The sequence below is a fragment of the bacterium genome, assembly GCA_008933615.1.
In the GTDB taxonomy this organism is placed as follows: domain Bacteria; phylum CLD3; class CLD3; order SB21; family SB21; genus SB21.
Genome location: WBUR01000021.1, coordinates 1 through 16,873, shown reverse-complemented (window position 1 = coordinate 16,873; position 16,873 = coordinate 1). Strand labels below are relative to the sequence as shown.

The following is a 16,873-nucleotide window of genomic DNA, read 5'->3' as shown; positions in this document are numbered from 1 at the left end:
CGTTGTGATCAGGATAAAATATAGTTGATGCATCAGTAATATGCACAAGATCAGATAAAAAAACAAATTACCGGCGGGTAACGTGAAGGAGCCTATGAAGAGTATGTTACAACCTGTTGCGCACAAATTAGATCAAGGCCCGGATATTTCTTCTTTAGCTCCGATTCGATTCGATCGAGTTCTTTGTCCGAGCGCAGAGGTTCATGATGCGTAAGAAGCAGTTTTTTTGTTGCAATTTTTTTTGCGTTTTCACAAGCCATATCAAATGTGCTATGACCCCAACCGATCTTATGCTCATATTCGCTATCTTCATACATGGCGTCATGAATGAGAATATCACAACCCTTTGCCCAGTCGATAAAATCCCGGTTTACCTGATTATTAATGGCTTCGTGATCGCTTGCATACACAACGGATGAATTCCCTTCGCTAATTTTATAAGCATAACACGGATCGGTGTGATTGACCGGCATCATTGAAACGGTAAATCCGTTAATCTCAATGTCACCGGTAAGTTTATGAAATTCAAATTTGGAGTTCAGAGCTTCCCATCCGTTAAACGGGCCGTAGGAGCCGTCAAAATAAATATCCATGACTTCCTGTAGCTGCTCAACTTTAAACGGTGAATAAAAATTATTGGTACTTTTTGGATGATGAACAGGGCCGAAATAATTCAAACCCTGAATATGATCCCAATGAAAATGAGAAATAAGGACATGAAAACTTCCCATTTTATTAGCGAGGTGGTCTGAATAAAAGCCAATTCCAAAACCGGCGTCTATTACAATACTACGATCACCGCTTTTTACGACAACACAGGATGTGAGCGATCCGTATCTTAAAATGTCTTCGTGCGGGGCGCTGATGGAGCCGCGCGTTCCATAAAACACGACATCTAAAGGCATACTTCATCTCCTTCACTAAGGGCGACAACCTCAACCGAATTCAACTTACCGACGGATTTCAAATAGTCCTTGGCCGACTTAATCTTAATTTCAACGTCATTGTCTTTATCTTCAGGTGCATGATGCCCAAGAACCACTTTTTTGACATTAGCTTTTAAAGCCAGATCCACGGCCATTTCAGGAGACGAATGCCCCCAATTTTCTTTGCCTTTGATTCCTTCTTTCGTAAAATGCGTATCATGCATCATTAAATCGGCGTCTTTTACAAATCGAACCAATGTATCATAGAAAACTTTTTCCTTCGCGGTAAAGTCGTCTTTTTTCCATCCTTTCATTAAAACCCCCAGATGGTTGTTTTCAATAGGCGCGTGGTCAGTAATGATACAAATAGATTTTCCGTCGTGTTCTATTCTATACCCCAATGTCAATCCTTGATGATTAAGTTCCACTGTTTTAATAGTTGCATTTTCTATCATAAACTCTTCATTAGGATACAACTCTTTGAAATCGATTCTTTCCTTGAAAATTTCAAACGGAATGGGAATGAGCCCTTTATTGTGTTGATGTTCGAAAAGCGATTTTATATCATATTTTTCAGATCGGGGGCCCATGATCGTGAGTTTTGTTCCGGGCATGAAAAGTGGCGCGAAAAACGGAAAAGCAAGAATGTGATCCCAGTGCGTATGTGTAATGAGAAAATGCGCATGAAGTCCTCGTGAATTCGCTTTTGTGATGGCGACGCCTTCACGAAAAATTCCCGTACCTCCGTCTACATAAATAGGATCCATTCCGTCGATAGAGATTTTGAAAGCAGTAGTGTTTCCGCCGTATTTAACCTGCTCATTAGTCAAAATTGGTCTTGAGCCACGTGTTCCAAGAAGCGTGAATATCATTGCATACTCCTCTTGATTCTAACGAAAAGAGATGTATTAGTTCTTTGGTCTCGGGAAGTTGTGCTCGTCGAAATAAGGATCTTTTTCCATAAAATCTTTCAGAGGGTTTTGCATTTCACCATCTTCCACTTTGTCATGTGTGCTGCATTTTCCGGAACTGCAGCCGCCTCCATTTACAGAACATCCGCCAATATCATCGAGGTTAATTCCCAGTATCTTGGCCACATCTTCCAGTGTCAGAGTTTCCCATTCATCATCCTTATGATGGTGCACAAAAATCTTGTTTCCTATAATATCAATATGCTTGATCTCGCCCGCGCCTTTGGATGTCTTTATAGGCGCTCCGACTCCAGGAAATTTAGATAGAGTATTGACGTAAAAATCGCGTTCGTAGGCCAGGCAGCATTTTAGACGGCCACAAAGACCTGTTAATTTTGTAGGATTAAGCTGCAATCCCTGATCTTTGGCGAAGTCGGTTGTGATGGGTTTAAATTCAGTCAAATGCGAAGAGCAGCATAGTTCTTTCCCACAAGGGCCGTAACCGCTAACGCGTTTTGCTTCATCACGAACTCCGATCTGGCGGAGTTCGATTCGCGTTTTAAAAAGACCGGCAAGATCGCGCACCAGATTTCTAAAATCGACGCGCTTGTCTGCAGTAAAAAAAAAGACAAGGCGCTTACGGTCAAATTGGTATTCTGCATCGACTAATTTCATTTTTAGTCCATGCTCGCCGATCTTTTGTTTAACTACCGATTTTGCTCTTTCTTCTTCATTCCGATTTTCACCGAGTCGGGCAATTTCATCTGGATTGGCAACGCGGACAAATGCCCGTAATTCCCGGCCTTCGATTTCATGAATTGGAATTTTTTCAGGGGTAAGACAGATCTTTCCGAGATCAACGCCGGATTCAGCCTGAACAACAACGTGCTCGCCGAGTTTTATGTTCAAATTATGTTTGTTATCAAAATATTCTTTGCGCAGAGCCTTAAATTCAACTTGTATAGGGTTGGTCATATATTAAAAATCTCTCAAAAGTCGTCAGTTTTTTGGATCAAAAATGATTTTTCTTAGTTGTAAACCTAAATTAATCAAGATTAAATTAAGATAGACATTTCGCGAAATAAGGTCAACAGCTTTTTCTATCTCAGTTATTGCCAAATCCAAATTTGTTCGCGGGAAATTGGAGATGAATTTTTCAACACGATCGATTTTATCGCGATTAATCACAAAAGATTCTAAAAGCTCCGAATGACTTCGCAGATTATTTACATAAAACGCATCCTGGAACCAAGTGGCCATGATATTCAAAACGTCGATTATCATTGCTTTATCTTTTTTGTTTTCAGCAAGAAGTGTGTCGACGGCTTCAACGATTGAAGATGACCTTGTTCCTACGATGCCGAGCAAAAAGCCAATCATCAATTCGCGTTTATTTTTAAGATCACCTGACAAAAGCTGAAGAGCGGCGGCATAATTTCCATCCGCTAGTTTTGCAATGATTCGGGATTCTTCGATTTGCACATGATTTTTTATCTGCAATGCGGATTCAATTATTTCAGGTTTGATTTTATAAAGTTTGGCTAATTGGCACCGGGAAACAATGGTTGGAAGCAATGTCTGCAAATATCCCGTAGTAAGAAAATAAAGCGTATTTGGTGGCGGCTCTTCCAGGATCTTAAGTAGTGCATTCGCCGATTCCTGGTTCATCTCTTCAACAAACGTAACAATAAAGACCTTTATATTTCCCTCATACGAGCGCAGGCCGATTTCGCGTAATAATCCGCGGATTGAATTTTTTTCCGGATTATCCTGGTCGCCGATATGAAGGCTTCCGCCGGCAATCTTTACCTTGAAATATAATTCCTGTGATTTTTCTTCCAACATTGTGAGAATTTCGGAGTTGTCGGTTGACTTCAGAACAGGAAAATAGTAATGGACGTCCGGATGCTGAAACGCAGAAATTTTTCTGCAATTGGAACATGTCTGGCATGGCTCAGAATTGGTTTTATCAGGCCGAGCGCACATAATAAACTTTGCCATTTCAATGGCTAGTTCTTCAGCGCCTAATCCCTCCTCACCGGCAAGAAGATAGGCGTGCGCAAGTCGTTGATGATTAAACGCGGCGAGTAATTGTCTCTTAGCCGATTCCTGGCCTATTATATTGGAAAGCATGATCTAAACTGTTTTTTTGAAAAAGGTAATTTGAAAAAGGTAAGGAGTAAAGACAAATTAATATACTAATAATTTTGAATTATAAAATATTATTAATAATCTTTAAAGAAAAAGGAGGCATGAGGTGCTGGAAAACAAAGTTTGTATTGTGACCGGTGCATTGGGCGGGTTGGGGCAAACGGCTGTAAAAACGTTTTTACATAACGGGGCAACAGTTGTTGGTGTAGACAGCGAAAAAGTTTTAACCGATGAGTTTAGAAAAAGCGTCTTTTGGCAGACCGTGGAAAAGCATAATAAGTGGAAGTTTAGAGCGACGGACGTTTTGTCTGAGTCTCATGTAAATGAACTTACTAAGGAAACCATCCTGAAGTATTCTAAGATAGACATTTTAATTAACCTTGTTGGCGGGATTTATCCATGGTCAGAAGTCACGGAAGTGGAAACCAAAACATGGGATTTTACGATCGACCTAAATTTAAAATCAACTTTTTTATGTTCGCGCGAAGTACTGAAAATAATGAAAACACAAAAAAACGGTAAAATTATAAATGTTGGCGCAATTGCAGGATTAAAAGGCGGGTCAAAGGCCGGCCCCTATGGCGTCGCCAAGGCGGGTGTAATAAACTTGACCGAAACGATGGCTGAGGAAAACAAAATTCACAATATTCAGATAAACGCCATTGTTCCAAGTATCATCGATACGCCGGCCAATCGTAAATCCATGCCGGATGCGGATTTTTCAAACTGGGTCAAGGCGGAAGAAATCGCGGAATTACTTTTGTTTTTAGCTTCTGACAAATCATCGGGCGTTACAGGATCGATTATCAAAGTTCCAGGCAGGGTATAAATTGAAAAGTATACATCCCACAGCCATTGTTTCAACTAATTCGCAGATCGAGCCTTCGGTTACGGTGGGGCCGTTTTCGATCATAGAAGAAAATGTTTCTATCGGCGCCGGAACGGAAATTTCTTCACATGTCAGAATCGAGAAGTTTACGCGCATAGGCGGTGAATGCAAGATCTTTAACGGCGCAGTTGTGGGGGCTATGCCGCAGGACTTAAAATTTAAAGGCGAACATTCCGTACTTGAGATTGGTGATCGCACAATCATACGTGAGTTTGTCACGATCAGCCGCGGTACAGCCGAGAGTGGAAAAACACTGATCGGATCCGATTGTTTGCTGATGAACTATGTCCATGTTGCGCATGACTGTAAAATCGGAGACCACATTATATTATCCAATTCGGTTACCTTGGCTGGACACATTGAAATTCAGGATCACGCAGCCATTGGCGGACTGGTTCCGGTACATCAATTTGTTCGGATCGGGAAACATGCATTTGTCGGCGGCGGGTATCGCGTTGCCCAGGATGTACCGCCGTATATTTTAGCCGCAGGCGAGCCGTTAAAATTTAGCGGATTAAATTATGTAGGATTGAAACGAAATAATTTTTCTGAGGAACAAATCAAAACGCTGGAGAAAGTATATTACATAATTTATCAATCGCACCTCAAGCGATCGGATGCTTTAACAAAGATCAAAAACGAAATGGAAATGAGCGCAGAAGTGAAAACAATCATTTACTTTTTTGAAAACAGCGAACGAGGAGTTATTAAATAAGAAATAAGTACTGACAAAAAGAACTAAAAATCCTCTATTATAAATCCCGCCTCTTTGACTTTCGACACTACCATGTCTTTTGAGATCTTTTCGCCTTCGACCATCAAAATTTTATTCGGATTTTGAATATCTACGTTCCAATTTTGTATGGCTGCTTCTGAATTCAGAAACGGCGTGACGGTTGCGATGCATCCGTTACAGTTGATATTTGTCTTAAATTTGAATGTAGTCATGGAATTGCTCCTATATTTTCTGATTTTTTAATCGCAGGCTATTGGACACCACTGAGACGGAACTCATAGCCATAGCCGTTCCGGCTATCATCGGGTCGAGCGTGAATCCGAAGAACGGATACAGAACACCGGCGGCAATCGGAATTCCGATAAGATTATAAATAAAAGCCCAAAACAAATTTTGACGAATCGTAGCCACAGTCGCCTTTGATAATTTGATCGCGCCGAGAATGTGCTCCAGGTCTGATTTCATCAGCGTAATTTTTGCAACGTCCATCGCGATATCTGTTCCTTTGCCCATCGCAATACTCACATCAGCCTGCGCGAGCGCCTCGGAGTCGTTGATTCCATCGCCGACCATCGCGACAATTTTACCCTGTGCTTGCAATTCACGAACACGGGTAGCTTTTTCAAAAGGCAATACTTCCGCGAAATAGCGATCAATACCGGCATCCTTGGCAATCGCGGAGGCTGTTTTTTCATGATCTCCGGTAATCATATAAACGTCAAGTCCGATATTCTTAAGATCGTCAATTGCCTTTTTGGAGGTGTCCTTGATCACGTCGGCGACGGCTAGAATTGCTAACACCTTTTTCTCGTTTGAAAAATAGACTACGGTTTTCCCGGCGGATTTAAATTCGTCCGCACGACGGATTAACAATTCAGATATTTTGATACGGGATTCCTCAACCGACTTTTCACTGCCAACAAAAAATTCATTTCCTTCAAATTTCCCTCTAACACCTATACCGGTTATTGACCTGAATTCAGTTATCAAAACATGTTGTACATTTTGTTCTTGTAATTTCTTCACCACTGCTTCAGCGAGGGGGTGTTCGGAATGCTTTTCCAGGCTCAATAAAATAGATTCATGCAGCTTGTTGTTGATCGAATCCCCCCAAACAATATCAGTTACTACTGCTTCACCCTTGGTGATAGTTCCGGTCTTGTCCAAAACGATCGCAGTGACCTTATACGCGAGCTCAAGACTCTCCGCATCCTTGATGAGAATGCCATTTTCAGCGCCTTTACCGACCCCAACCATTATCGCAGTGGGTGTTGCAAGCCCTAAAGCGCAAGGGCAGGCAATGATCAAAACCGTGATCATTGCAAGCATGCCGCGAGTGAAAGCGGGCTCCGGACCGACAAAATACCAGATGAAAAAAGCTATAAGAGAGGTAACGATCACAACCGGAACAAAAACGCCGGCAATTTTGTCCACCAGCTTTTGGATCGGCGCTTTACTGCCTTGCGCTTCCTGAACCATTTTGATAATTTGAGCAAGCATGGTATCGCTGCCAACTTTTTCCGCGCGGATCTGAAAACTGCTTTTTTGGTTAATAGTTCCGGCATAAACGAAAGAAGCGATATTCTTTTCAACAGGAATCGGTTCTCCGCTGATCATACTTTCATCAACAAAAGACGAGCCAAGAATAATTTTACCGTCGACCGGAATTTTTTCACCCGGGCGGATCACGATAATTTCGCCGATTTGGACATCTGCGATTGAAACTTCAAATTCCTGTGAATCTCGTATAACGCGGAGTGTTTTCGGTTGCAATCCCATCAATTTTTTGATAGCCGTTGAGGTTCGACTCTTGGCGCCTTCTTCCAGCGTTTTTCCGAAAAGTATCATTGCGATGATCACTGCGGCGGATTCAAAATAGACATGCGGCTCTAAACCTCGGCTAATAAAAAATTCCGGATAAATGGTATTAAACGCGCTGAAAAGAAACGCAATTCCCGTGCTCAGCGCGACGAGCGTGTCCATGTTGGAGGTACGATGTTTAGCCTGTTTGTAGGCATTCACAAAAAAAGATTGACCCGACCAAATCATCACAGGTATGGTCAAAATGAACATAATCCCATTCGCATACGGTAGGCTCGTGTGAAAAAACATACTAATAATCGCGGTTGGTATTGCAAACGCAACTGCGAATAATGTTTTTATTTTTAGAACGCGAAAGTCTCTTTCATTTCGGTTTTCGATATTTTCTTTCTCAAAATTATCTATCAATTCGTATCCGATGCTCTTAATCGCTTTTTGCATATCCGGGAAGGAAATTTTGCCCGGCAGATATTGTACCAGAACGGTATTGTTGGCAAAATTGACGTTTGCATCAATGACACCATTCTGAGAACTTAGCATCGATTCCACGCTCGACGCGCATCCGGCGCAGGTCATTCCGCGGACGGGAAAAGTGTTTTTGATCGAGTGGCTATCATCATTATTTTTTTTTGAATCAGCTTTTTTATCAGCTATTGGCGAATTCAATACGGGAAGTTGTATTTTATGACTGTTCATTTTCTTTGTTTGTGTTATGTATAAATCGCAAGTAATATACAAAATAGAATCAAAACTCAAATCATTTGAATCAGTGATGCGAATGATTCATTTGTTCAGGGGCTCTTGTACCAGCTCTCATAACATGCACAGCGGATGTATCATTAGTGGATTTATGATGATTATGCACCACTGCATGTCCGCGATTTCGTGAAATCAATAGGCGATTGACAGGGAATGCAACTAGCCCCGCCAGAAGCAATGATAGAGTCATACTGCTCCAGAATATCGGATCGGTAAGGCTTGAATTCATTGCCCCGGGAATCATCAACATAATCGCGTTATCAATAACTTCCATGACTGCAATTGAGATAGTGTCAGAGGCAAAAACCAATCCAAGGGCGGACTGAAAATCGACATTTGCGCGTAAAACAGAGATTAGAGTCAGTGTATAGCCAAACACAAAGGCCAGCGTTACGGATAACGCGATCGTAGCCCAATTCCCCCAGCTCAACGAAATACCAACAAACATTCCGAGAATTTCCCCGATAGCACAACCTGTCAGACAATGGACTGTTGCACTGAATGCCGTTCGGTTTAATGATGGTTGATTAATAGCAGGAGAGGTCAGTTGCATTTTTGTTACCTCCATAAGTTAATTTGTTTGTTTAAGAAAATATAATGTGCTTGTCGGGTTTACTCACATACGTCATGGTGAGCCCTTCGGCAGGGCTCAGGACAGGCTTGTCGAACCATGACCAAGTTTAGTAAAATCAGTCTTCGACTTCGCTCAGACTGAAGGGCTCTCTTCCATTTGTGAGCCAACCCGATAAGCACGAAATATAATAACAAATGCCTACGGAGACGTTACAAAATTAGGAGAAAATGTTGTAATTTATTCAGATCGTCTGATCTAAAGGTTGCAATGAAAGGGAACTATGTTTTTTTGATCAGGTCAATAGACTGCCTGGAAGACGTGGTCATGCTTTTGAAAGCGCTCGGTGTAAAGCCGGTTACTTTTTTGAATTGGTTTGACAGGTAGGCAACGCTGCTATAACCCATCTGATACGATATTTCACTCAATGTCAGCTCACCGTATTTTAGAAGTTCCTTTACACGTTCGATTTTTTGCAGGATAATATATTTTTCAATAGTAATGCCTTCAATAGAAGAAAACAAAGCGCTGACTTGATGATAATCCGCATGAACTTCTCCCGCGATATATTCTGAATAGCTCATTTCAAACGCTTCCAGATTCTCATTGTGGTGTATGAGACGAATAATAGCGTTTTTAATTTTTTCCACCGTTTTGGCTTTCCGGTCATCCACAATATCAAAGCCGTTTGAGTTTAACACGCCCTTTATTCTGTTCATGTCAATTTGAACATGGCCTGACGCCACAGTAGCCTCACCAAGGATAACACTTCGAACATCCAACCCCAGTTTTTCCAGTTCCTCCCGCACCACCCGCACGCACCGATTACACACCATATTTTTGATAGTCAAGGTCACCGTGCCACGCTCATTCTTCATGCCCGCGCCCATCTAATAACCTCATTTAATGTTGGTCTTTTACCATGCATGAGCAAAGAGACATGGAATATCTTGCTTGCGAGTTTTAGCATAAAAAGTAATGATAATAAGAGAACGATCATGGTTCCGATAACCTGTATCAAGGAAGGCTCGGAAATAACTAGCCGTAAAATCATTAGCGTTGGTGTCAGCAACGGAATATACGAAAGAATGGTAACAAGAACCGAATCGGGGTTTTGCAGAACCAGGATGGCAAGCGCTATCGGAAGAATACCAATCATTGAAAGAACGGCTTGAACGGGTTGTATATCATGTTCCGATGATAAAACGGAACCGACAATCGAAAAAATTCCTGCAAACAATAAATATCCTAAAACAAAATAAGCAGCAAAACAAAAAAGCAGGAAAGGCGTTAAAAAGCCCAACGCTTCCCGTCCAAAAAGTGCGCCTAATAATCCCCATACAAAGATCTGAGTTAATCCGACACAGCCTAATCCCAAGATCTTGCCGGTCATAAGTTCCCTAGGTGAAATGGACGAGATCAGAATTTCTATAACACGATTGTTTTTTTCTTCACTGATGCCGCGCATGAAGGAGCCGCCGGAATTGAAAATAGCAAAGAACAACATCATAACCAGTATTATTCCGGCCAAATATTTTTGTATAAGTTCCGTATCTTCCGATCCGATAAGGATCATTTTAACGTTAATAGTTTGTGTGATACTTTGAATTTGAAGAGGCGACAAATTAAGTTGTTTTGCATGATGTTCAATGATGACGTTGTTTATACACCGCTCGAGGTTTTGAAATGTTCTGTTGTTGCCCGCTCCTTTAACAAAGTATCGAACTTGTTTCTGTCGAATGGCTTCATCATCAACGACGAGGAACCCATCCACGATGCCTTTATGAATTAAGTGCTTGCCGGTGATTAAAACACTGTCGGCCGTTGTGTAGGGAAGAGGTACGAAATTAACGGGACTTCTACCGTTTTGGAGGGGGAATTGGGTTTCTAATTTGAATGATAGTTCATCTGTGGCAAAACCCGTTTGATCTGCGATGGCTATATTGAGCGCTCGTTCCGGTTCCTGATCGGCGAAATACGTCGGAATAAGGGTGAACCCTATGATCACCACCGGCATGAATATCATCGAAAAAATAAAACCTTTTGATTTTACCTTTTGAATGAACTCCCATGCGAGAACGGTGAACATTTTTTTTGTGAACATGAAGGCGCCACTTAGTTTTAATGTCTTTCCCGCAGACAGCGTTAATGCATGCAGATAAAACCGGATGAAGAATACGACGGAAGATGAGTCTGCAAGTTTCGATTACATTCAAGCCAAAATAATCAAAACAAAGTCAAAAGCAAACCCATGAAAGGCAAAAAAAGACGAATATTATCCGTCCTGCTGATTAATTTTTTTCTCTTTGTTTAATAAAGTCATCGAAGCCGATGTCGTTGTATCTTTTTTCGCCGATGTATTCCAGAATAGGTAAAAATTCATCGGCTTTCAGATAACCGGGAACGAGTGTGATCAATTTTGCGTCGGATTCAAAAAAAGCCGTAGCGGGATAACCATTGACGCCGATACCTTGCGCGAAATGGTCGGCATTGTATGTTTTGCCGTTGAACATTACAGGGCCGTCTTTTTCCGGGTTAAGTTTGATCAACACGAATTTTGAGTTAAGGTACTGTACAATCCGAGAATCAGTGTACGTTTTTTCGTCCATGACCTTGCACCAGCCGCACCAGTCGGTGTAGATGTCGATTAGAACCTGCTTGTTCTCATTCTTCGCTTTTTGAAGGCCTTCATCAAAACCATACCAAGTTAACTGTGAAGCAGAGCGAAAACCGACGGCAACGATGATTAAAACTATCAAAAAAACCGGAATCGTTACTTTTAACACATTGTTTTTCATATCATATCCTTATTTATTCTTAATCATCAAACTTGCAAAAGACCAAAATATTCCTGTATAATTATATTGTTCCTAATGAAACTAAAAACGAAGAATAAAATTGTCGAAACACTTTTCAGTTTTGGATTTTCCCTTGCGCTATTTGCGGCGAAATTGATTTCTTTTAGGCTTCAAAAACCATTTCACCGCCAACAATCATTTTTTGCACTGAGATGTTTGGAATATCATCCGGTACGCAAGTAAAAATATCATCTGACAAAACCATCATATCCGCAAATTTGCCACGGGATATCGAACCTTTTATTTTTTCCTCACCCGATGCGAAAGCGGCGCCCATCGTATAGGCATAGATTATTTCATGGAGGTTCAATATTTGTTCCGTAAACCAGGGCTTTATTTCATTTTGTTTTACCCGTCTCAACGCAGCATGAATTCCTTTAAAGACATTACACGTTTCTATCGGCATATCGGAACCCATGGCGATAACAGCTCCGGAATTTAATAATGAACGAAACGGATACGCCCATTGCGCCCGCTGACCCCAATATTTATTAGCGGCATCAATGTCCTCAGGAATATGCACGGGCTGCATTGATGCTATAACGCCTAGTTTTCCAAATCGCGCAAGATCATCCGGATGAATGAGCTGGCAGTGCTCGATTCGCTGGCGAAGGTTTTTTTCCGGCAACAAACTTTTTTGATATTCATATGCATTCAAAGCTTTCCGGTTTGCCATGTCGCCGATAGCGTGAATCGCACAAGCTATATCGTGACGCGCTGCATTCAAAACAAGCTCATTGACCTTATCTTGATCAATAATCTCTGTTCCCCACGTCTTAGGAAAAACGTGATCAAATGGAGCGATCATGTGGGCGGTTTGCGAACCAAGCGTTCCATCTAAGAAGATTTTCATCCCGCCAAAACGAACCCATTCATCACCGAACCCGCTTTTCAATCCCAGATCAATGACATGATTCAAATAACGGATTGGAAAATAAAAATTAACGCGAAGTTTCAATTCGTTTCGCGCCTGTAAAATCTGATACGCCTCAAAATCTTTAATCGTTTCCATGCAGTGCACGCCGCCCAATCCGTTTTGATAAGCGAGCTTCATCCCACTTTTCAGCGCAACGACACGTTCCTCGACAGACTCTTCACCCATCACATCCCAAATCAATCTGCGCGCTTCTTCTTTGATAATACCGGTGGGTTCAGCCCGGATGTCTTTGACAATTTCGCCGGTCGAATCAAACGCTGTTGAGGAAGTTATACCGGCTAACTTTAACGCTACGGAATTTACCCAGGACGTATGCGCGTCGCGCGCTTCGAGGCAAACCGGATGGCTCGGCGAAATTTTATCAAGATCGAACCGGGTCGGATATGTAACCGGATTCCATAAGTTATGATTCCATCCACTGCCTTTGATCCATTGGCCTTTAGGTGTTGTTTCAGTTCTTTTTTGAATGATCTGTAAGCATTGTTCCAGAGAATTTATTCCGTTGAGATCTATCTGATCTTGTTTCAGGCAATACGCTAAAAAATGAGTATGCGCATCCGTAAAAGCAGGTAAAACGCGTTTTCCGTTTAGATCGATTCTCTCGAAACGGTAAAATTCCCTCAACAAATCTTCGGAAGAACCGACGGCGATAATTTTGTCTTCCAAAACAGCAACGGCCTCGCATTCCGGTATGGTTTTGTCGCCGGTGTAAAATTTTCCGTTATGGAGTAATAGGTTATTCATTTTGCATTCAATTTTTCATTGTAAAACAAAATATCTTTTTAAAGGCGTATTTCAAATAAGATTCGAATCTAATAGTTATATTACAAAAATGACAAACCTCTTGACAGAGCGTAATAATAATCTTATACTGATCATCATAAAATAAGCGTCTGTCTTTTACGTAATCATATCTTGTCTAAAGTTCTTGTCTAAGAATCACACCCGGTTTTGTAAGATCGAATTAGTCATATCATTTTCGAATAAATCCGTAGGGATACGGATTTCTCAAATTACAACTTTTCGATACGTTATAGCCCAATTGTAATTTTATCGTTTTTTTGTAATTCACTTAATTAACTTATTTTCTAAACTAGAGGAGGAGAGGATTATGCACATTTCTAAACTTTGGCGCAATGCCGCCGCACTTTTTACTGTCGTTTGTTTAGTTGCCCTGATTGGGTGCGACAACAATACGAAAGAAGACGTTCAATTGGAGGACTTCATAGCGGCATCACCGGCCGGCACGCCCATTGAAGGCCAATATATAGTTGTTCTTAAACCCGCTCTTGCGAAGTCCAGTGCGCAAATGGCGACAGAAATGGCAAGTTTGTATAACTTAGAGACAGAGTTTGTTTATGAAACGGCGTTAAATGGATTTTCCGCCAAAGTTCCCGCTGAAAAACTTGAAGCATTACGGAATGATTCCCGAGTGAGTTATGTCGAACAAGATCAGGTCGTGAAACTGATACCCTACATTCAGGAAGTCCATGTTCAGAAGTCTTTAGCACAATCGACTCCTTGGGGAATTACTCGTGTCGGCGGTTCCGGTAACGGGGTCGGCAAACGCGCATGGATCATAGACACAGGTATTGATCTTGACCACCCGGATCTCACCGTTGATCTGGCCAACAGCAAAAGTTTCCTGAGCGGTAACCAATCAACCAATCCGGATGATCAGAACGGACACGGGACCCATGTTGCGGGAACAGTTGCTGCAAAAAGCAATACAATAAATGTTGTTGGTGTCGCTGCCGGCGCAACGGTTGTATCGGTTCGAGTACTTGATCGTCGCGGAAGCGGAACGACATCAGGGGTCATTGCCGGAGTAAACTATGTGGCAAGCAAGGGTGTGACAGGGGAAACTGCCAACATGAGTTTGGGCGGCGGTGTTTCTACAACGCTTGACAATGCCGTTCTGGCAGCCTCTTCCAAGGTCAAATTTGCACTTGCCGCAGGTAACGAAAGCGATAATGCCAACAATCATTCTCCTGCTCGCGTGAACGGTGCAAACATATATACAGTTTCGGCTGTTAATTCCAGCGATGTTTTTGCGTCTTTCTCCAATTACGGCAATCCACCGGTAGATTATGCTGCACCGGGCGTAAGCATTTTGTCTCTGTGGAAAAACGGCGGCACGAATACCATCAGCGGAACCTCAATGGCAACGCCTCATGTTTGCGGGATATTGCTTTTAGGAAATATCACGAGCGACGGAACAGCCGTCAGTGATCCGGCAGCTCCTGCAGATCCAATTGCACACCGATAGCCATTAGATTGAAAATAGGACTTAACGAAAAGTCTCCGCCAAAAGCGGAGACTTTTTTATTGTTAACACGCACCGACTCCGCATAAGAGTGAAGATCTATACCAATATATGCTTGATAAAAAAGAGATAATTGACTAACTTCCTCGCGTTGAAACAATCTTACGATCATCAACGATTCACATAAGGAGTTACGAAAATGTTTGATCTCGATATGATAAAAAATGTTTATAAAAACCTGAAAGTAAAACAGGAAAAAGCGCGACAACTTTTCGGAAGGCCGCTCACGTTAACAGAGAAAATTCTCGTCTCGCATTTTACGGAACCGCCTAAAACGGCTCCTGAAAGACTAAGAACTTATACAGATCTCTCCCCCGACCGCGTTGCGATGCAGGATGCGACTGCGCAGATGGCATTACTTCAATTTATGTCTTCCGGGCGCTCAAGGGTTGCCGTACCGTCCACTGTTCACTGCGATCACTTAATTCAGGCCGAAGTTGGGGCAGAAGACGATCTGTCAAAGGCAAAAACGGATAATAAAGAAGTTTATGATTTTTTAGCAAGCGTGTCGAATAAATACGGAATCGGCTTTTGGAAACCGGGTGCGGGTATTATTCACCAGGTTGTTCTTGAGAACTACGCATTTCCTGGCGGTCTCATGATCGGAACGGATTCGCACACACCCAATGCGGGAGGACTCGGCATGTTGGCGATCGGCGTTGGCGGAGCGGATGCGGTGGATGTCATGGCGGGATTGCCGTGGGAACTGAAATGGCCGGGGATTACCGGCGTTAAGTTGACCGGAAAACTTAACGGCTGGACTTCACCGAAAGACGTTATTCTAAAATTAGCCGGTATTCTTACGGTGAAAGGCGGCACCGGTAAAATTATCGAATATTTCGGGCCGGGCACGGAGTCGATTAGCTGCACAGGCAAAGGAACGATATGCAATATGGGCGCGGAAATTGGCGCGACGACGTCGGTATTTCCGTACGATAGCCGGATGGCAGCGTATTTAAAAATTACGGAACGAGAATCATTAGCAAAACTGTGTGACGAATATGCTGATTTGTTGATTGCGGACCCTGAAGTTTTTGCAAATCCAGAAAAATATTACGATGAGATCATTGAAATCAATTTAGACGAATTGGAGCCGCATGTGAATGGGCCGTTCACACCCGACAAAGCGTGGCCTATCTCGCAATTAGCAAAAGCAGTTTCAGACAACGGATATCCGGAAGAAATAAAAGTTGCGCTCATCGGAAGCTGCACCAACTCTTCTTACGAAGACATCGAGCGTTCCGCCAGCATCGCGCGATTAGCGTCCGCGAAAGGCGTTATGGCAAAAGCGGAATTTGTGATCACACCGGGGTCGGAACAAATTCGCGCCACGATCGAACGCGACGGGCAACTTTCTGATTTGACAAAGATAGGCGGGAAAGTTCTAGCCAACGCCTGCGGGCCATGCATCGGCCAATGGAAACGTCACGATGTCCAAGACGGGGAGAAAAACACGATCGTGTCCTCCTATAATCGAAATTTCGCAAAACGAAATGACGGCAATTCTGCAACTCATTCCTTCGTTGCGAGTCCTGAGATCGTAACAGCGCTTGCTTTGTCGGGCAGGCTCACATTCAACCCGTTGAGGGATTTTCTGACCAATTCACAAGGCGAGCAAGTTCGTCTGAATGCACCGTCAGGAGATGAATTACCCAAAAACGGATTTATTACAGGTGAGAATGGATATCTCGCCCCGGCAAAAGATGGTTCACAAGTTAAGGTAGCCGTTGATCCTACAAGTAATCGCCTGCAACTGCTCGCGCCTTTCACCTCCTGGGATGGAAAAGATATTATTGATGTACCTTTGCTTATGAAAGCAAAAGGCAAATGTACGACTGATCATATTTCCCCCGCGGGCCCGTGGCTCAAGTACCGAGGCCATCTGGATAATATTTCCAATAATCTTTTTATCGGCGCCGTGAATGCCTTTGGGCATGAACCGGGCAAAGGCAAGAATGTAATCTCCGGTGAAGTAAAATCATTTTCCG

Annotated in this window: 15 protein-coding genes; 4 read left to right on the top strand and 11 right to left on the bottom strand. The window is 42.5% G+C overall.

What is annotated here, in order from left to right:
• Positions 1-92: 92 nt before the first annotated feature.
• From F9K33_09170 to F9K33_09155, 4 genes are read right to left on the bottom strand one after another with little or no spacing between them, the layout of a single operon-like run.
• A complete protein-coding gene (locus tag F9K33_09170) occupies positions 93-905 on the bottom strand; it encodes an MBL fold metallo-hydrolase (protein KAB2879423.1) in 813 nt (270 codons plus the stop codon).
• A complete protein-coding gene (locus tag F9K33_09165; protein KAB2879422.1) occupies positions 896-1,798 on the bottom strand; it encodes an MBL fold metallo-hydrolase in 903 nt (300 codons plus the stop codon). The genes F9K33_09170 and F9K33_09165 overlap by 10 nt, the downstream gene beginning before the upstream one ends.
• Before the next feature lie 36 nt (positions 1,799-1,834).
• Entirely contained in the window at positions 1,835-2,812 is a 978-nt protein-coding gene (locus F9K33_09160) for a hypothetical protein (protein ID KAB2879421.1), read from the bottom strand.
• 24 nt (positions 2,813-2,836) lie between these two features.
• Positions 2,837-3,970 (bottom strand): hypothetical protein, encoded by a 1,134-nt coding sequence (locus F9K33_09155; protein ID KAB2879420.1) that lies wholly within the window; start codon positions 3,968-3,970, stop codon positions 2,837-2,839.
• Between the two features lie 124 nt (positions 3,971-4,094).
• Between F9K33_09155 and F9K33_09150 the strand changes: the two genes are divergently transcribed.
• Together F9K33_09150 and lpxA are read left to right on the top strand one after the other, a co-directional pair.
• Positions 4,095-4,817: an SDR family oxidoreductase gene (locus F9K33_09150; GenBank protein ID KAB2879419.1), complete on the top strand. Its 723-nt coding sequence runs from the start codon at positions 4,095-4,097 to the stop codon at positions 4,815-4,817.
• A gap of 1 nt (position 4,818) precedes the next feature.
• The gene (gene lpxA / locus F9K33_09145) at positions 4,819-5,592 is read left to right on the top strand and encodes an acyl-ACP--UDP-N-acetylglucosamine O-acyltransferase (GenBank protein ID KAB2879418.1); all 774 of its coding nucleotides are present in this window, start codon (positions 4,819-4,821) and stop codon (positions 5,590-5,592) included.
• A gap of 23 nt (positions 5,593-5,615) precedes the next feature.
• On the opposite strand, the gene F9K33_09140 is transcribed toward lpxA, so the two are convergent.
• From F9K33_09140 to F9K33_09110, 7 genes are all read right to left on the bottom strand, one after another.
• Positions 5,616-5,825 carry a hypothetical protein gene (locus F9K33_09140; protein KAB2879417.1) on the bottom strand — a complete coding sequence of 70 codons (210 nt, stop codon included), beginning with the start codon at positions 5,823-5,825 and terminating at the stop codon, positions 5,616-5,618.
• Positions 5,826-5,835: 10 nt separating this feature from the next.
• Positions 5,836-8,130, bottom strand: a complete 2,295-nt coding sequence (locus F9K33_09135; protein KAB2879416.1) for a copper-translocating P-type ATPase — start codon at positions 8,128-8,130, stop codon at positions 5,836-5,838.
• A 70-nt stretch (positions 8,131-8,200) separates the two neighbouring features.
• Positions 8,201-8,746, bottom strand: a complete 546-nt coding sequence (locus F9K33_09130; GenBank protein ID KAB2879415.1) for a DUF4396 domain-containing protein — start codon at positions 8,744-8,746, stop codon at positions 8,201-8,203.
• Between the two features lie 299 nt (positions 8,747-9,045).
• Positions 9,046-9,642, bottom strand: a complete 597-nt coding sequence (locus F9K33_09125; GenBank protein ID KAB2879414.1) for a helix-turn-helix transcriptional regulator — start codon at positions 9,640-9,642, stop codon at positions 9,046-9,048.
• Positions 9,639-10,868, bottom strand: a complete 1,230-nt coding sequence (locus F9K33_09120) for an ABC transporter permease (protein KAB2879413.1) — start codon at positions 10,866-10,868, stop codon at positions 9,639-9,641. Before F9K33_09120 ends, F9K33_09125 begins: the two co-directional genes overlap by 4 nt.
• Before the next feature lie 187 nt (positions 10,869-11,055).
• Positions 11,056-11,562: a DUF255 domain-containing protein gene (locus F9K33_09115; GenBank protein ID KAB2879412.1), complete on the bottom strand. Its 507-nt coding sequence runs from the start codon at positions 11,560-11,562 to the stop codon at positions 11,056-11,058.
• Between the two features lie 163 nt (positions 11,563-11,725).
• Positions 11,726-13,303: an amidohydrolase gene (locus F9K33_09110; GenBank protein ID KAB2879411.1), complete on the bottom strand. Its 1,578-nt coding sequence runs from the start codon at positions 13,301-13,303 to the stop codon at positions 11,726-11,728.
• A gap of 367 nt (positions 13,304-13,670) precedes the next feature.
• On the opposite strand from F9K33_09110, the gene F9K33_09105 reads away from it, so the two are divergent.
• Together F9K33_09105 and F9K33_09100 are read left to right on the top strand one after the other, a co-directional pair.
• The gene (locus F9K33_09105; GenBank protein KAB2879410.1) at positions 13,671-14,828 is read left to right on the top strand and encodes a S8 family serine peptidase; all 1,158 of its coding nucleotides are present in this window, start codon (positions 13,671-13,673) and stop codon (positions 14,826-14,828) included.
• 196 nt (positions 14,829-15,024) lie between these two features.
• Positions 15,025-16,873 (top strand): aconitate hydratase (locus tag F9K33_09100; protein ID KAB2879409.1); only part of this gene is annotated, 1,849 nt, incomplete at its 3' end.